Origin of the sequence: Niveispirillum cyanobacteriorum (assembly GCF_002868735.1) — a bacterium.
GTDB lineage: Bacteria > Pseudomonadota > Alphaproteobacteria > Azospirillales > Azospirillaceae > Niveispirillum > Niveispirillum cyanobacteriorum.
The window spans coordinates 180,365-196,527 of record NZ_CP025614.1 but is presented as its reverse complement, the minus strand read 5'-3'; the positions used below and the strand labels follow the sequence as shown (position 1 = coordinate 196,527).

General features: G+C 65.0%; 13 protein-coding genes. 4 read left to right on the top strand and 9 right to left on the bottom strand.

Annotated features, from left to right (window positions below; all coding sequences use genetic code 11):
- The first annotated feature begins 33 nt into the window (after positions 1–33).
- The 4 genes from C0V82_RS25900 to C0V82_RS25885 all read left to right on the top strand — a co-directional run bounded on the left by C0V82_RS25900 (position 34) and on the right by C0V82_RS25885 (position 5,302).
- Positions 34–930 (top strand): dihydrodipicolinate synthase family protein, encoded by an 897-nt coding sequence (locus tag C0V82_RS25900; protein WP_102115343.1) that lies wholly within the window; start codon positions 34–36, stop codon positions 928–930.
- Positions 931–1,117: 187 nt separating this feature from the next.
- Positions 1,118–2,116 carry a 4-hydroxyproline epimerase gene (locus C0V82_RS25895; RefSeq protein WP_102115342.1) on the top strand — a complete coding sequence of 333 codons (999 nt, stop codon included), beginning with the start codon at positions 1,118–1,120 and terminating at the stop codon, positions 2,114–2,116.
- Between the two features lie 78 nt (positions 2,117–2,194).
- The gene (locus C0V82_RS25890) at positions 2,195–3,394 is read left to right on the top strand and encodes a M24 family metallopeptidase (protein ID WP_102115341.1); all 1,200 of its coding nucleotides are present in this window, start codon (positions 2,195–2,197) and stop codon (positions 3,392–3,394) included.
- Positions 3,395–3,541: 147 nt separating this feature from the next.
- Positions 3,542–5,302 carry a DUF885 domain-containing protein gene (locus C0V82_RS25885; protein ID WP_102115340.1) on the top strand — a complete coding sequence of 587 codons (1,761 nt, stop codon included), beginning with the start codon at positions 3,542–3,544 and terminating at the stop codon, positions 5,300–5,302.
- Between the two features lie 102 nt (positions 5,303–5,404).
- On the opposite strand, the gene C0V82_RS25880 is transcribed toward C0V82_RS25885, so the two are convergent.
- The 9 genes from C0V82_RS25880 to C0V82_RS25840 all read right to left on the bottom strand — a co-directional run bounded on the left by C0V82_RS25880 (position 5,405) and on the right by C0V82_RS25840 (position 16,163).
- Positions 5,405–6,187, bottom strand: a complete 783-nt coding sequence (locus C0V82_RS25880) for a LytR/AlgR family response regulator transcription factor (RefSeq protein ID WP_102115339.1) — start codon at positions 6,185–6,187, stop codon at positions 5,405–5,407.
- The gene (locus tag C0V82_RS25875) at positions 6,184–7,266 is read right to left on the bottom strand and encodes a sensor histidine kinase (RefSeq protein WP_211108006.1); all 1,083 of its coding nucleotides are present in this window, start codon (positions 7,264–7,266) and stop codon (positions 6,184–6,186) included. The genes C0V82_RS25880 and C0V82_RS25875 overlap by 4 nt, the downstream gene beginning before the upstream one ends.
- Before the next feature lie 14 nt (positions 7,267–7,280).
- The gene (locus C0V82_RS25870) at positions 7,281–8,105 is read right to left on the bottom strand and encodes a DUF2306 domain-containing protein (RefSeq protein WP_102115338.1); all 825 of its coding nucleotides are present in this window, start codon (positions 8,103–8,105) and stop codon (positions 7,281–7,283) included.
- Positions 8,106–8,209: 104 nt separating this feature from the next.
- Entirely contained in the window at positions 8,210–10,030 is a 1,821-nt protein-coding gene (locus tag C0V82_RS25865; protein ID WP_102115337.1) for a glycoside hydrolase family 9 protein, read from the bottom strand.
- A gap of 2 nt (positions 10,031–10,032) precedes the next feature.
- Positions 10,033–11,721: a glycoside hydrolase family 43 protein gene (locus C0V82_RS25860; RefSeq protein WP_102115336.1), complete on the bottom strand. Its 1,689-nt coding sequence runs from the start codon at positions 11,719–11,721 to the stop codon at positions 10,033–10,035.
- 131 nt (positions 11,722–11,852) lie between these two features.
- On the bottom strand, positions 11,853–13,541 hold the full coding sequence (locus tag C0V82_RS25855; protein WP_102115335.1) for a glycoside hydrolase family 43 protein: 1,689 nt from the start codon (positions 13,539–13,541) through the stop codon (positions 11,853–11,855).
- 216 nt (positions 13,542–13,757) lie between these two features.
- Positions 13,758–15,404 (bottom strand): M28 family metallopeptidase, encoded by a 1,647-nt coding sequence (locus C0V82_RS25850; protein WP_102115334.1) that lies wholly within the window; start codon positions 15,402–15,404, stop codon positions 13,758–13,760.
- A gap of 94 nt (positions 15,405–15,498) precedes the next feature.
- Positions 15,499–15,921 carry a type II toxin-antitoxin system VapC family toxin gene (locus tag C0V82_RS25845; RefSeq protein WP_188595155.1) on the bottom strand — a complete coding sequence of 141 codons (423 nt, stop codon included), beginning with the start codon at positions 15,919–15,921 and terminating at the stop codon, positions 15,499–15,501.
- Positions 15,921–16,163 carry a type II toxin-antitoxin system Phd/YefM family antitoxin gene (locus tag C0V82_RS25840; protein ID WP_102115378.1) on the bottom strand — a complete coding sequence of 81 codons (243 nt, stop codon included), beginning with the start codon at positions 16,161–16,163 and terminating at the stop codon, positions 15,921–15,923. Before C0V82_RS25840 ends, C0V82_RS25845 begins: the two co-directional genes overlap by 1 nt.

The window sequence follows — 16,163 nt, the reverse complement described above, 5'->3', positions numbered from 1 at the left end:
TATACGATTTTAAGCGCAATGCAGGAGTGACCCATGGCCAAGCTGACCTGGACGGGTGTGTACCCGGCCGCCACCACCCAATTCGCCGAAGACCTGTCCGTTGATTATGACGCTACTGCGGGGGTGCAGGATGCGCTGATCCGCGATGGCGTCGATGGCTTGATCCTGCTGGGCACCTGTGGGGAGAATAACTCCCTGGAGCCGGAGGAGAAGCGCGCCATCCTGCACCGCGCCCGCACTGCTGTAGGGGGCCGCGTGCCGGTAGTGGCCGGCGTGTCAGAACTGACCACCAAGCGGGCCGTGGCCTTCGCCCGCGATGCCGAAGCGTTGGGCGTGGATGGCCTGATGCTGTTGCCGGCCATGGTCTATGTGCCCACGGAAGAAGAGCTGTACACGCATTTCAAGACAGTGGCGGACGCGACCAGCCTGCCCATCATGCTGTATAACAACCCGCCCGCCTACCGTGTGTCGATCTCCGCCCGCGTTCTGGCCCGGCTGGCCGATATCCCCAATATCGTGGCGGTCAAGGAAAGCGCGCCCGACCCGCGCCGTTTCACCGACCTGATCAATGAATTCGGCGACCGGTTCGTGCTGATGGCGGGGCTGGATGATGTGGCGCTGGAAGGGATGATCCTGGGTGCCCATGGCTGGGTGTCGGGCCTGACCAGCGCCTTTCCGCAGGAATCCGTGGCCCTGGTCAAGGCCCTGCAACAGGGTGACATCGCGGAGGCACGGCGCATCTATCGCTGGTTCATGCCGCTGCTGCACCTGGATGCCGAACATGATCTGGTGCAGTCGATCAAGTTGGCCGAACAGATCATGGGCCGTGGTTCCGAACGCGTCCGCCTGCCACGCCTGCCCCTGTCCGGCGCACGCCGCGCCCAGGTCACCGCCATGGTCGAAAAGGCCGCCGCGACGCGGCCGGTTTGAGGTAAGGTCAGCTGTTTGCGCCTCTCCCCCTTCGTCATCCCGGCGAAAGCCGGGACCCAGCGCAGAGCGGCGTCTGCCGCGATAAGTGTCATATCGGCGCTAACCGCGCCTCACGCTGGGTCCCGGCTTTCGCCGGGATGACGAAGGGGGTGGCCCCTTTGCCCTCACTCCAATCCCGGAACAAAAAATGCGCCACACCTTCTTCTGCATCGATGGTCACACCGCCGGCAACCCGGTCCGCCTTGTTGCCGGTGGGGCACCCTTGCTGCGGGGCGCGTCGATGGCGGAGCGGCGGCAGGATTTCCTGGAACGGTTCGACTGGATCCGCACGGGCCTGTGCTTTGAACCGCGCGGGCACGACATGATGTCGGGCGGGTTCCTTTATCCGCCGACCCAGGCCGACGCCGATATCGGCATCCTGTTCATCGAGACCAGCGGCTGTCTGCCCATGTGCGGGCATGGCACCATCGGCATGATCACCTTCGGCCTGGAAAACGGCCTGATCAGCCCGCGCACACCGGGGACGCTGCGGGTGGAGGTGCCGGCGGGCATCATCGACATCACCTATGGGACAGAGGGCAAGCGCGTCACCTGGGTCCGCATCCGCAACGTGCCCTCTTACGTCGCGGCCTGGGGGGTGGAGATTGAGGTGCCGGGCTTTGGTCCCCTGTCGGTCGATGTCTCCTATGGCGGCAATTACTACGCCATCATCGAACCGCAGGGTCCCTATAAGGGGCTGGACGATCTGGGGGCGGCGCGCATTGTGGAGCTGTCGCGCAGCATTCGCTCCCTGATGCGGGAGAAGGTGGAGCCGGTGCATCCCGTTGACCCCCGTATCCGGGGCGTGTCACATGTGCTGTGGGCCGATGGGCCGAAAGGGCAGGGGGCCGATGGCCGCAACGCCGTCTTCTATGGCGAACGCGCCATCGACCGCAGCCCGTGCGGTACCGGCACCTCGGCCCGGCTGGCGCATCTGGCGGCCAAGGGGCGGCTGAAGGTCGGCGACGCCTTTGTGCATGAAAGCTATATCGGCAGCCGGTTCACAGGCCGGGTGGAGGCGGTGACCGACCTGGGCGGCCATCCCGCCATCATCCCGTCGATTGAGGGCAGTGCGGTTTCCACAGGCTTCAACACGATCTGGATCGACCGTGAGGACCCGTTCTGGGCCGGCTTCACGGTGGTATAGGCCGGGCCGACGCCGTATGGTTCCCAACCGAGCGGCGGGGCTGGACACCCCGCCCCGTAACAGGGAGTGACAAGAAGAATGAGCATCGGGGGATCAACGGCTGAGGCCGAACTGGCCAGCCTTGCCACCATCGACCGGTCGGGTCAGCGCCCGCCCGCCATCCAGCCGGCCGAACATGCCGCCCGCATCGAAAGGGCCCTGCGCCTTATGGAGGAGATGGGGGCCGGCACCCTGCTGATCACGGCGGGGGCCAGCCTGCGTTACTTCACGGGCGTGCCCTGGGGGGCCACGGAACGGCTGGTGGCGCTGCTGCTGCGCCGGGGCCGCCGCCCGTCCATGATCTGCCCCGCCTTTGAACTGGGCTCCCTGAAAGAGGTGCTGGCCGTCGATGCCGACATCCTGTTGTGGGAGGAGGATGAAAGCCCCGCCGAACTGCTGGCCAGTGCGGTGGCAGGGTACGGGACGCTGGCCCTGGACCCGGCGGCCCCGTTCCTGCTGTTCAGCAATCTCCGCGCCATCACGCCCGCGCTGAAGGTGGTGGACGCCACCCCCGTTGTCGATGGCTGCCGCGCCCGCAAATCCGCCACCGAACTGGCGCTGCTATCCTATGCCAAGGGCCTGACCCTGGATATTCACCGCCGGGCGGCGTCCATCCTGCACCCCGGCATCCGCGCCAGTGCCGTGAAGCGCTTCATCGATCAGGCGCACCGGGCGGTCGGGGCCGATAATGGCTCCACCTTCTGCGCGGTACAGTTCGGGGTCGCCAGTTCTTTCCCCCATGGCATTCCGGGTGATCAGGAGTTGGCAGAGGGCGATATCGTCCTGATCGATACGGGTTGTCAGATCGACGGTTACCATTCCGACATTACCCGCACCTATGTGTTTGGCGAACCCAGCGCCGAACAGCGCCGCATCTGGGCCATTGAGCATGAAGCCCAGGCGGCAGCCTTCGCCGCCGCCCGCCCCGGCCAGACCTGCGAAAGCGTGGATTATGCCGCCCGCGCCGTCCTGGAACGATACGGCCTGGGTCCCGATTACAAGCTGCCGGGTCTGCCCCACCGCACGGGGCACGGTATCGGCCTGCAAATCCATGAAGGCCCCTATCTGGTGCGCGGCGACAAGACCATCCTGGCCCCCGGCATGTGCTTTTCCAACGAACCGATGATCGTCATGCCCGGCGCCTTCGGCATCCGCCTGGAAGACCATATGTACATCACGGAGGACGGTGCCGCCTGGTTCACCGAACCGTCGCCATCGATCGATAAGCCGTTCGGGTGAGGGCTAACATATCCGTTTAATGGTACTTTTTGGGCTCATGGGCGGTGAACAAGTATCGATGGACGGATACTTATTGCCGCTCTTGCCTATAGACCCGGCACCGTAGTCGGGCCTGTTTACCATCAATCAACAACAAGGACCCGATCCATGCGCACACCGCTTTTGCGTCCCCGCCTGCTGGCTGCTGCCGGTCTGGGCCTGTTGCTGCTGACCGGATCGGTGCAGGCCGCACCGGTTGATGACCTGAAGACCGTGCTGGCGGATTATGACCGTTATCTGGAGGTCAATGACCCCATCGGGGCCAGTCAGCGCGGGGACATGAATGCCGCCAAACGCTGGCCCGACAACAGCCCCAAGGCGGTGGCGGATCGTGCCAAGGCGCTGGCGTCGTTCCGCGACCGGCTGGCCGCCATTCCGGGGGCGGGGCTGACGGGACAGGATGCGCTGAACTACACGCTGCTGTCGCGGCGGGTGGCCTTGGATCTGGAGGGCGTGGCGTTCGATGAGGAACGCATGCCGTTCAACAATGACAGCGGCTTCTTCTCCGTTCCGGGCTATGTGGCAGGCGCCATGCGCCTGAAGAATGTGGCGGAGGCGGAGGCCTATCTGGTCCGGCTGTCGTCGCTGCCAGACTTCTACGCCACTGAAACCGCCAATATGCGCCGGGGATTGAAGACCGGTTTCACCCAGCCGCGCCTGATCGCGGAAGGGGCGGTCGCCATGACCCGCACCCTGGCCGCCATGCCGCTGGACGGGCATCCGCTGCTGGCCCCGCTGAAGGCGCTGCCGCCGACAGTGCCGCAGGCCGACCGCGACGCGTTGTTGAAGCGCGGGCAGGATATTCTGCGCGACCGCGTGCGCCCCGCCGAACAGGCGTTGGCGACCTTCTTTGAAAAGGACTATCTGCCGAAGACGAAGCCGGTGATCGGTGCCTCCAACCTGCCCAACGGCAAGGCTTGGTACGCCTACCGCGTGAAGCGGGAAACGACGACGACCATGACCCCGGATCAGGTCTTCGCCCTGGGCCAGACGGAGATCGCCCGCATCCGGGCGGAGATGGACAGCATCATCAAGCAAACGGGGTTCCAGGGGGATTTCAAGGCCTTCCTCACCTTCCTGCGCACCGACCCGCAGTTTTATGCCAAGTCGCGCGAGGAGCTGCTGGAGAAATCCAGCCGCATCGCCAAGCGCATCGATGATCAGCTGCCGGGTTATTTCAGCCTGCTGCCGCGCCTGCCCTATGGCGTGCGCCCCGTGCCGGCGGAGATTGAGGAAGGCTACACCACGGGCCGTTACTTCCCCGGCAGCCCGGAACAGGGCATTGCCGGCGGGCTGATGATCAACACCTCGCACCTGTCCATGCGCCCGCTCTATGAGCTGCCGGCCCTGGTGGCGCATGAAGGCGTGCCCGGCCACCATCTGCAGATCGCCTTGTCACAGGAACTGACCGACGTGCCGCAGTTCCGCCGGCAGGAGGATACGACCGCCTATGTGGAGGGCTGGGCGCTTTACACCGAAAAGCTGGCGGAGGAGATGGGCATCTACACCACGCCCTATGAACAGTTCGGCAAGCTGTCGATGGAGATGTGGCGGGCCTGCCGGCTGGTCATGGATGTCGGTATCCATTGGAAGGGCATGGGCCGGGAAGAGGCGGCAAGCTGCCTGCGCGACAACAGCGCCTTGGCCGAAAAGAACATACAGAGCGAGACCGACCGTTACATCGCCTGGCCCGGTCAGGCGCTGGGGTACAAGATCGGGCAGCTGACCATCCTGAACCTTCGTCAGAAGGCGGAAGCCGCCTTAGGTCCGAAGTTCGACGTGCGGCAGTTCCACGCCCTGATCCTGAATGACGGGCCGCTGCCCATGGTCATGCTGGAACAGCGTATCGACGCCTGGATTTCACAGTAGGTCAGGCCGAGGCATAAGCCTCGCCCTGACAGCGAAGGCTTTCAATCCTTGTCTGTCAGGGCTCGCCCTTGGCTCGACCTGACCTACGAGGGGAGCAACCCCTCACATCTGCCGGAACAGGTGCAGCCACGCACGGCTGACGGGAATGGTGTCGGCGCGGGTTTTCAGGTGGATGGTGGCCGTCTCATTCTCCCCGCGCACCACATGGCTGATGGACCGCAGGTTGACGATGGCGCTGCGATGGACCTGGGCGAACCGGTCGGGGTCCAACTGTTCGGCCAGCTCCTTGATGGGGGTGCGGATGATGGCTTCCTGCGCGCTGCCGCCCTCGCCGCGCCAGCCGACATGGGTGTATTTGTCCCCGGCCAGCAGGAAATCCACATCCTCCACGGCGATCAGGCGCACGACGGACCCGACCGAGGCGCGCAGCCAGGTCAGGCGCGGGGCGGCGTTGATGGCAGGGCGCAGCTGTGCCGCCAGCCTTGCCAGCAGATCGTCTGGCATCACCGCCGGCTGTGCCGCGCGCAGCCGTTCCTGAAGCCGCGCCACCGTGTCGGCCAGTCGCGCCGCCTCTACCGGTTTCACCAGATAATCCAGCGCCCCTTGCGCGAACGCCTCCACCGCATACTGGTCAAAGGCGGTGACGAAGACCAGATGCGCCCGCCGCCCGATGGCCTGCGCCGCCTCCACCCCCGACATTCCGGGCATATGCACGTCCAGGAAACAGATATCGGGCCGGTGCCGTTCGAACAGTTCCACGGCCTGGCGCCCGTTGCGCGCCTCCGCCACCACTGTCAGGGCAGGCCACGCGGCAGAAAGCTGCCGGATCAGGGTGTCGCGCAGCAGGGGTTCATCTTCGGCGACCAGGGCCGTGGGTCCGCTCATGCCGTCGCCTCCCGCACGGGCCAGGACAGGGTTGCCACCACGCCACCGCCCGCCCGTTCCGTCAGGGACAGGGTGGCGGTGGGACCAAAGCAGAGTGCCAGACGCTGACGCAGGGTGGAAAGCCCGGTGCCCAGCCCGCCGGTACCGGCGGAACCCAGGCCCAGGCCGCTGTCACTGACCGTGATATGCAGGACACCGCCGCGCAGGCTTGCGGTAATGTCGATGGTGCCGCCATCTTCGGCCGGGTCAATGCCATGGCGAACGGCATTTTCCACCAGGGTCAGGACAGCCATGGGCGGGCAGGGCAGGGCGTCGGTCCCCGGCTCCAGATTGATGCGGAAGGACAGGCGGTCGGGCATGCGCATGGCCATGATGTCCAGATAGGCGCGGACCAGCCCCATCTCATCCCCCAGCGTCCCCATGGCCGCGTTCAGGCGCGGCACGGCGGCGCGCAGATAGGCGATCAGGCTGTCCAGCACCGGCAGGGCCTGCGGCGACCCTGTCTCCACCAGGGCCCGGACATTGGCCAGCGTGTTGAACAGGAAATGCGGCTGCACCTGCGCTTGCATCAGGGCCAGACGCGCGTCGGTGGCTCGGCGCTCCAGCTCGCTGCGCTCCAGGGCAAAGGACAGGGCCTGATGGCGGGCCATGGCCTCGCGTTGCCGCACCAGCGCGCCAAGCGCCACCCATGGCCCGATCAGCAGGCCCAGCACAATCATGATGAACAGCGATTGCAGGCGCGGCTTATCCTGCCACAGGGCCGGGCCCACCTCCGGCCCGGTCAGGATATAGAGCGTGACCATGGTGGGCGGCACGGTCAGGGCCACCGCCCCCACCTGCACTACCCAGCGCGCGATCCAGCGGGGCAGGCGGCGGGGAAACTGTTCCCAGAAGCCAAAGGCCAGCACGCACATCAGGCAGACAACAAACATCCGCAGCAGCAGGACCCAGACATGGTTTTCCCAGGCCGGCAGCAGCAGAAGGGAGAAGATGCCCGCCAGCACCAACGCCGCCCGCCACCGCCGCCAATGGATAACGGCCAGAAGACGCTGCCCGATGCTGCCCGCAACCGTGTCCATCCCTGGGTCCTTGCTTACAGCCGGGGCAGCCACATGCCCATGACGGCACCAAAGATACCAAAGGCGGTGAGCAGCGCCAGTATGGACAGCAGCCCCGCCGCAGCCCAGCGCAGCGCCGACCCACCCCGGTCCATGGCGTGGAAATAGAGCTGCAGAACCGCCAGCGGCAGCAAATATTGGGCGAAGGACAGCGTCTCCGGCAGGGGGCCGGTAAAGGTTTTGGGGTCGAAGCCGACCGGCGCTTGGAAGATCAGCATCCACAGCATGAACATGACCCGGAAGAACCAGACCCCGCTGACCGCCAGAAACAGGCGCAGCGCCCAGCGGCGATGGGCATCGAACCGCCGCTGCCGCGCCAGCATCCAGGCCATGCCGGCACAGATCAGGATGACCACGCCATTCAGGCAGGTCCCCACATGCATCAACGTGCTGCCGACCGTGCCGCGCAGCAGGATCAACCCGATCCCACCCAGCGACAGGATAGTGGCGGCGATCATGTAGGTGCGGCCCGTCCAGCGATGAAAGGCAGGCCGGTGGCGGCGTAGCGCGGGCAAAAGCTGCAACGCCCCGCCGACAATGATCACCACAGCGAACAGCATATGCAGGGCATAAAGCGCATTGCCAAGGACGTCACCCGGAACCAGCCCCTCCACGGGCCGGCCCCGCACGCCCTGACCCGTCAGCCATTCCCGCCCATGGCTGGCCATGACATACAGGGCAAAGATCATCTGCCCGGCAAGGGCCACCAGTAGCCAAAGCAAACCCGCCCGCCCCAACCAGCGCTTGGCGCGGGCTGGATCGGGGCGGGCGGTTTCAGGGATCGTCGCGACCAGGGACATCGGGTTCCTCCATCAGAGTGATGGAAGATCTTGGCGCTTGTGTGTGGTCGATGGGGCCGGGGTGCGACGAATGACGGATAAGGGCGATGGTTGGCGGTCGCCCCCTACCGCCCCTCATCCAGCCACGCCGCCAGCCAGACCAGCGGTGCGTTCCAGTTGATGGTGACCTCGTTCACCGTAAACAGGTCGATATCATCCTTCCAGCAGGTCTGCGGCGCGCAATCGCCGATCCGCTCTCGCGCCTGCTTCCCCAGGCTGGTGATATTCGGCCCGCCCGACACCACGCCCGGCGGCGGAGGCGGCAGTTTGGGGTCCAAAACATTGGCCCAGAAGCGATGATGCGGGTGCTGCATGGCGCGCGGGCCGTAGCCCGTGACATAGGACATGTCCAGCGGGTTGCGGCCCAGAAGATAGTCGGCCACATCCACGACCGTATCGCGGTACCTGGCCTCCCCCGTCGCATCATGAGCATAGGCCAGCACGATGGCCCGGTTCATCAGGCCGGAGTTTGACCCCCAGCCATAGCCCTTGGGCGACAGGGGTTGACGGTAGCCGCTGTCGCCCGCTTCTTTCACGTAAGCATCGGCACTTTTCACGATGGCGCTGCGGATGCGGGCGGTGTCGGCCTCTGGCAGCACCTCTGGATGGAGCGCCAGAGTCAGCCACCCAAGCGAACCGACCTGACCCCAGGACGGTTCGGGGATGGTGTCGCGGTTGAAGAACTGTGCTTTGGTCACGGCATCGACCAGCAGCGGCTGCCGCGTGGTGGCAAGCAGTTCGGCGGACGCCCAGAAGAATTCGTCCGAGACCTCACTATCGCCATAACCACCGCTGCCGTTGAAATCACCGATGGCGAGCGCGTTGGGCACGCGCAATGCCGCCCGCCAGGCCCGCAACGCCGCCTTCAGGCAACGGTCGGCAAAGGCCGGATCGATATTCTTCCAGATGCGTGCCGCCTGTGCCGCTGTGGCAGCCAGGTTCAGGGTTGCCGCCGTGCTGGGTGGGTAGAGAAAACGGCGCTCGGGGTCCAGATGCGGGGGCAGGGGCAGTTTCGTCCAGCGTTCATCCGCCACCTTGTGATGGGCCATGCCGGAGACGTCGATATCGGGCGTGAAGCTCAACCGGCCCTTGCCATCCTGCGGACCCAGCGGCAGGGGCATGCGCGTGCCGTCCGGCACCTGCATGGACAGCATGAACTCCATCTGCCAGCGCGCCTCATCCAGCAGATCATTGACGCCGTTGCCCGCTTCTGGGATGGCGGCACTGCCATCGGGGAAGGCGGCTGCCTTGCCCTTCAGCGCCTGACGTTCGTAAAGGTTCAGCAGGGTCCAGACGGAGATGCCGCCATTCACCACATACTTGCCATGGTCGCCGGCATCATACCAGCCGCCGGTGACATTCAGGCTGTGCGGGCAGGCGGGCCAGAGATTGCCGGCATTGTCCTTGCCCCCGAAACAGGGGGCGATCTCCTTCGGGTGGCCGGCGGGCCGCGCCCACCGTTCGCCCACAAGCCGCGCCTCAATGGGGGTGCCGGCGCGGTTATGGTAGAAATAGGCGAGCGCGTCGCGTTTCAGCGCGGCATAGGGACCGGCCCCGATGCCGAAGGGCCGGCTGCTGACATTGCCGGCGACCAGCGTGAAACCATCGCCCGTGGCCGTAACGGCGGAAAGGTCGATGCGATGCAGGTGCTGGCCCGAGGAGGCATCATCGCCGGTGACGATGCTGCTGCCGCTGGCCACCACCTGCCCACCGGCATCGCGCAGGGTCCAGGCCACGGGCTTTGCCGCCGCATCGGGCAGGATCGCGATCTTTGGAGCATTGGTCAGCAGGCCCGACTGGTTCAGCCGGATGGGGCTGACCGGTGCCTCCTGTGCCAGGGCGGGCAGGGCCAGAAGGGAGGAAAGAAGGAAAGCGTAAGCCTTCATGATCACTTCCCCTCGCCCGGCCCTTGTGCGAACAGCCCGACCATGACGCCGATGAAGCCGCCCGCCTTCTTCGTGGACAGGATGGTGCCATCGGCCCCCTTCACCACGGGTTGCCAGTCGGCCCCGGCACCGGCCACGTCGAAATCATATTCCCCGCCGCGCGCCGTGATGCGCAGGCGGTAGGAGGCGGCTTCCTTCACCGGCACGCTGCCCAGCACGGTGCCATCGGTGGGCATCTCCTTGCCGGCGCGGGCCGCAACGCGGGCCACCAATTGCCCGCCTTCTTTCTCAATGGTGAAGCGTATCCAGCTTTCATCGCTCTGCACCGCCGCCAGACCGGCGCGTTCGCCCGCCTGATCGGGGGTGAAGACCATGTCGGTGATGATGGTCGCATTGTGATGCTGCTGACGGCGTGCCCAGAAGGCGGGGTTGCCATGGTCAGACAGGCCCACTGGTTGCAATTTCAGGGTCAGCGCCCCATCGGACAGGCGATACCAGTCGCCCTTCGGGTTGCGCGCCATCATCCAGTAGGGGGGCAGCCGGTCGCCCTCAAACTCGTCCCGAACCTGGAAGGCACCGGTGGTGGGCACCTTCGCGTCGGGCTGGGCCGGCAGGTCGGGCTTGGCATGGGTCAGGGGAATGGCCTGCCCCGGTTCGGTGATGCGCGGCCAGCCATCGACCCAGCGTACCGGCATCAGGAAGGTCTCCCGCCCGGTATTGTACAGATCATCACCATAGGGGCGGATGGCCAGGAAGCTGGCCCACCATTCGCCCTTCGGCGTCACCACGAAATCGGCATGCCCGGCAGAGGTGACGGAGAAGGGCCGGGCGGGGTCCAGGTCCCGCTGCGTCAGGATCGGGTTTGCCGGATTGGGCGTGAAGGGGCCCATGGGTCCGGGGCCCCGCAGAACCACCTGCGAATGGTTGATGGCCGTCCCGCCCTCGGCGCAGATCAGATAGTAATAGCCATCCTTCTTGAAGATATGCGGTCCTTCGATCCAGATCGGCTTTTTGGAGATATCGACCCCGCCATTCACCAGCACCTTGCGCGGGCCGATGGTCTTCATGCTCTTCAGGTCCAGTTCCTGCACCCAAATGGCGCGGTGACCCTGATACAGCGGCTCGCCCTCCGGTGGACCATTATTGACGATCCAGGCGCGGTCCCCTTCGAAATAGATCGACGGGTCGATCCCGCCCTCCAGGTCGGGCAGCCAGATCGGGTTGGACCAGGGGCCCTTGGGGTCCTTGGCGGTGATGATGAAATTGCCACCGCAATCAACACAGGTGTTCAGGATGTAGAAGGTGCCGTCATGGTAATCGATGGCGGGTGCAAACACCCCGCGCGACAGGCCCAGGGCCTTGAAATCCAGCTGATCCGGCCGGTCGATGGCATTGCCGATCTGGGTCCAGTTGACCAGATCGCGGGAATGGAAGATCGGGATGCCGGGAAACCAGCTGAAGGTGGAGTTCACCAGATAATAGTCATCGCCCACCCGCGTGATGGACGGGTCGGGGTAATAACCGGTCAGGATGGGATTGCGATATTCACCCGGTTTGGCCTTCACCACGGCATCGGACGGGTCCGCCCCCTGATAATCCAGCCAGTTGAACCGTGCCGTATCGGCGGCCAGGGCCAAGGGTGCCGTGAACAGGGCCGTGGTCAGGGCCAGGGCCGTCGTCAATCCACGCATGTTTCCTCCTGCTTGTATGGTTCTTGATTGTGGGCCGTAGGTCAGGTCGAGCGCGACGCGCGAGCCCTGACAGAAAAGGCCTTTGATCCGATACTGTCAGGGCGGGGCTACTGCCCCGACCTGACCTACGTTTATCTGTCACCCTCCGCATAAGGCCCCACCATCACGCCCATAAAGCCACGGGCGGTGGCGGTGGACAGGATGGTGCCGTCGGCATCCTTCAGGATGGTCTTCCACCCTTCCGTGCCCGTGCCGACCGCGAAATCATAGGCACCGCCGCGCGCCGTGACGCGCAGGCGTAGGGGACTGTCGCCGGGCACGGGCTGACGCGCCAGGATGCGGCCTTGTTTGGGGTCAGCGTCCCCGGCGCGGACGGCGACAATCAGGGTGCGCACGCCATCCAGCCTCTCTGCGGTGAAGCGGAACCAATATTCATCATTCTGGATGACGGCAAGACCCGCCCGCTGCCCCGGCTGATCGGGGTTGAAGGACAGTTCGGTGGTGAAGCTGGCATCCCGATGCTGCTGCCGGCGGGCCCACAGGCTGGGGCTGGCGCGATCGGACAGGGTGACGGCTTGCGGGGTCAGGTGCAGCGATCCGCCCGACAGCCGCCACCAGCCGCCCTCCAGCCTGCGCGGCGTCATCCAGTAAAGCGGCAGGGCCGTGCCGTCGAACTCGTCCCGCACGGTGAACGGGCCGGCGGTGGGAATGGCGGCGGGCGGCTGTGCCGGCAGGGCGGGCCTGATCCCGACACGCGGGATGGCCGTTCCGGGGTCCAGGATGCGCGGCCAGCCATCTACCCAGCGCACGGGCAGCAGGAACGTCTCCCGCCCGGTATTGAACATCTCCCCGCCCGCATAGGGGCGCACAGCCAGGAACACGGCCCACCATTCGCCCGTCTGCGTCTCGATCAGATCGGCATGGCCCGCCGCCTCAATCGGGTTGGGGCGTTCAGGGTCCAGGTCGCGCTGCGTCAGGATCGGGTTGGTCGGGCCGGGCGTGTAAGGGCCGGTGGGGGCGGGGGCGCGCCAGATCATCTGGGCATGGCTGGTGCCGGTCCCGCCCTCCGCTGCGGTCAGGTAATAAAGCCCGTCCTTCTTATACAGGTGCGGTCCTTCGACATAGCCGGGTTTGGTGGCGATATCGGCACCACCGCTGACGATCATGGTGCGCGGGCCGATGGTTTTCAGATTTTTGGCGTCAAATTCCTGAATCCACAGGGCGCGGTGCCCGTCATAGGCTTCCTTGTCGCCTTCCGGCAGGTCGTTATTGACGATCCAGGCGCGGCCATCATCATCAAAGAACAGGGACGGGTCGATGCCATTGCGCAGATCGGGTAGCCAGACCGGGTCGGACCAGGGCCCCTTGGGGTCCTTGGCCGTGACCACGAAGTTCCCGCCGCTATAGAAGCTCGTATTGGTGATGTAGAACAGGCCGTCATGGTAACTGATCGACGCCGCGAACAACCCGCCCGTCAGGCCGCCGTGGCCGAAATCCACCAGACCGGGCCGGGCGATGGCATTCGCAATCTGGGTCCAGTTGACCAGATCGCGGGAATGGAACACCGGCAGACCCGGCAGCCAGCCGAAGCTGGAATTCACCAGATAATAATCGTCGCCCACCCGCGTCACGGACGGGTCGGGATAGAAGCCGGCAATGACGGGATTGCGGTATTCGTTGGCGGCCAGGGTCCTGGCATCGGCGGGGTCCGATCCCTGATACTCAAACCAGTCGAACCGCGCCTCGCCCGCATATCCGACGCCGGATGTCCCCAGCAGCAATCCCACCGCCAGCAGCGATGCAAACCGACCCAACCGCATTGTTCCTCCCGAACGCCGATCCTTTTCGGATTGTTAGCGTTATCATGAGGAAACAGGGCGATACTGTCCAGGGCTTTGACGGGGTTGACAGGAGGGGGCCGGGGCGAGGTAGCGCGGATTAGGCGCAAGCCGTAATCCGCGGAGACCCCGTCCCAGCCCCGTCGCTCCGCGGATTACGCTTCGCTAATCCGCGCTACGGTGACACAGAGGGAACGGTTACTTCCGTTCCGCCGCACTCACGTCACGTGCGGCCCGGAACTCGCTGTCCTGGCTCCAGTTGGGCCAGTCGCGGCCATCGGCCAGACGGCGGCCCAGGCTGTAGAGCAGGCCCATATCCAGCTTGGCACCGTCCATGTTCCAGTCGGGCGACCATTCATCGTCGGGCTGGTGGTATTTGTCCTTGATATAGGCATCGCGCCAGGCCTTGCCCGCCGCCACGCCGCCATTCACCAGATCGATGCCCCCGCCGAAGGAGATGGCGGGCACGCCGACCTTGGCCATGGGGAAGTGGTCGGAGCGGAAGAAGCCACCGGCCTCCACGCGCGGATCGGGCGTATAGGTACGGCTAACCTTCTTGCCCTCCTCGATCAGCATGTCGAGCAGGCCCAGCTTGGCCGTGCCGGAGATGGTGAAATCCTTGGCGGGACCCGGCCCGATGGTGCCGTCCATATTGATGACGCCCACCGTCTTGCCCAGCGGATAGACCGGGCTGCTGGCATAGTAGGTGGAGCCCAGCAGGCCCTTTTCCTCCGCCGTCACGGCCAGGAACAGGACGGAGCGGTCGGCCGGACCCGCCGCCTTGAAGGCGCGGCCCAGTTCCAGCAGGGTCGCGGTGCCCGATGCATTATCAAGGGCACCGTTGAAGATATTGTCGCCATTGGCGTCGGGTTCGCCCACGCCGATATGGTCCCAGTGTGCGGAATAGACCACCGTCTCATCCGGGTACTTGCTGCCCGTGATCCGGCCCAGCACGTTCTTGGAGGTAATGACTTCCGTCTTCACCTTGTAATCCGCCGACAGGGTGGCCTTCAGCGGCACCGGCTGGAAACTGTCCTTGCGCGCTTCGGCCCGCAGCTTTTCGAAATCCAGGCCCGATGCCTTGAACAGGTCCACGGCCACGTCGCGCTGGATCCAGCTTTCGAACGGGGTATGGGCGGCCTTGGGATCGTCACGCACGATGTCGAACATCGTGTTCGGGTTGGAACTGGCGACCGTGGCCCAGCCATAGGAGGCGGGGGCGGTTTCGTGCACGATCAGGACGCCGGCGGCGCCCTGGCGGGCGGCTTCTTCATACTTGTAGGTCCAGCGACCATAATAGGTCATGGCCTTGCCGCCGAACTTGCCCTCCGGCCCTTCGAAATCCGGGTCATTGATCAGGACGACCAGGATCTTGCCCTTCACGTCCTGGCCTTTGAAATCGTCCCAGCCGCGTTCGGGCGCCTTGATGCCATAGCCGACAAAAACCAGCGGCGCGTCCTTCAGGGTCACGCTGTCCTGGCCCGTCAGGGCGGCGCGCACGGCGATTTCCTTGGCCTGGGTCAGCGCATGGGTCTTGCCGCCATAGGTCAGCGACAGGTTGGGCTTGCCCACGATATCGGACATGCGCAGCGGCACATCCTGTGTCCAGCCGCGCTTGCCATCGGCCCCGATGGTGCCACCGGGCTCAAGCCCCGCGGCCTTCATCCGGTCGATCAGGAAGGCGACGGTCTTCGTCTCGCCCACCGTGGCGGGCGCGCGGCCCTGGAAATCATCGGCCGACATGACGCGGATATCTTCCGATACGCGCTTCATGTCGAATTGCGGTTCGGCCGCGAAGGCCAGGGTGGAGCTGAGGGCCGCTGTGGCCAGCAGTAGATACTTCATGTCCGGTTGAAGCTCCCTGTTTTGGTATACGATCCATAACAGAGCGGCCAAACCTTACCAAGTGGTTAAGCGGGGGTGCCGAAAATGCAGTGTGTCAGGGGGCCAATGCGGGGACCGCCTGCGCGATGGCGGCTTCCAGCAACCGGCGATCGCGTGTACAGAGGACGGCACCAATGTCGGCGGCAATGGCGAGATGCAGGGCATCGCCAGCACGCAGTCCACTGCTGGCCTGATTTGCGAAGCGAGTGGCCAACGTGAAATGCTTCTGAACGACTGGCGCGATGCTGATGTTGTCCGCGACCGCGCGGTTGAACAGGTTGAGTGCGCGGGCCCTTTGGTCTCCCGACACTTGCCCCGTTCGTAGCTTCAACGATAACGCGGCCGAGAATTCAGTTATCACCCAGTCACTGATGACCAGATGCTCTGCCATCCTGGCTTCCAGCCAATTCTGGACCTTTGGGGTTTCCGGCTCTGGCGTGAAAACCGTTACCAGAATGGATGTATCCAGATACAGCATCAATATCTGGCATCGTCGCGCATGCGGCGCATAAATTCACCGCCATCTTCCGCCTGTAGCGGAAGATCGGCAGTCAGAGCCCGTATCTCATCCATCGGCAATGGCTTTCTTTCCCGCGCGACAGGTACCAGTTGCGCCACTGGCTTGCCGTGGCGGGTGATGTGGACGGTTTCCCCGGCCTCCACCTGCCCGATCAATTCGCTGAGATGGGCCTTGGCATCCGCCAGCTTCACGCTTTGCAT

Coding starts and splice junctions, on each gene's coding strand:
- C0V82_RS25900 (WP_102115343.1), top strand. CDS start 34: ATGGCCAAGCTGACCTGGACGGGTGTGTACCCGGCCGCCACCACCCAA.
- C0V82_RS25895 (WP_102115342.1), top strand. CDS start 1,118: ATGCGCCACACCTTCTTCTGCATCGATGGTCACACCGCCGGCAACCCG.
- C0V82_RS25890 (WP_102115341.1), top strand. CDS start 2,195: ATGAGCATCGGGGGATCAACGGCTGAGGCCGAACTGGCCAGCCTTGCC.
- C0V82_RS25885 (WP_102115340.1), top strand. CDS start 3,542: ATGCGCACACCGCTTTTGCGTCCCCGCCTGCTGGCTGCTGCCGGTCTG.
- C0V82_RS25880 (WP_102115339.1), bottom strand. CDS start 6,187: ATGAGCGGACCCACGGCCCTGGTCGCCGAAGATGAACCCCTGCTGCGC.
- C0V82_RS25875 (WP_211108006.1), bottom strand. CDS start 7,266: ATGGACACGGTTGCGGGCAGCATCGGGCAGCGTCTTCTGGCCGTTATC.
- C0V82_RS25870 (WP_102115338.1), bottom strand. CDS start 8,105: ATGTCCCTGGTCGCGACGATCCCTGAAACCGCCCGCCCCGATCCAGCC.
- C0V82_RS25865 (WP_102115337.1), bottom strand. CDS start 10,030: ATGAAGGCTTACGCTTTCCTTCTTTCCTCCCTTCTGGCCCTGCCCGCC.
- C0V82_RS25860 (WP_102115336.1), bottom strand. CDS start 11,721: ATGCGTGGATTGACGACGGCCCTGGCCCTGACCACGGCCCTGTTCACG.
- C0V82_RS25855 (WP_102115335.1), bottom strand. CDS start 13,541: ATGCGGTTGGGTCGGTTTGCATCGCTGCTGGCGGTGGGATTGCTGCTG.
- C0V82_RS25850 (WP_102115334.1), bottom strand. CDS start 15,404: ATGAAGTATCTACTGCTGGCCACAGCGGCCCTCAGCTCCACCCTGGCC.
- C0V82_RS25845 (WP_188595155.1), bottom strand. CDS start 15,921: ATGCTGTATCTGGATACATCCATTCTGGTAACGGTTTTCACGCCAGAG.
- C0V82_RS25840 (WP_102115378.1), bottom strand. CDS start 16,163: ATGCAAAGCGTGAAGCTGGCGGATGCCAAGGCCCATCTCAGCGAATTG.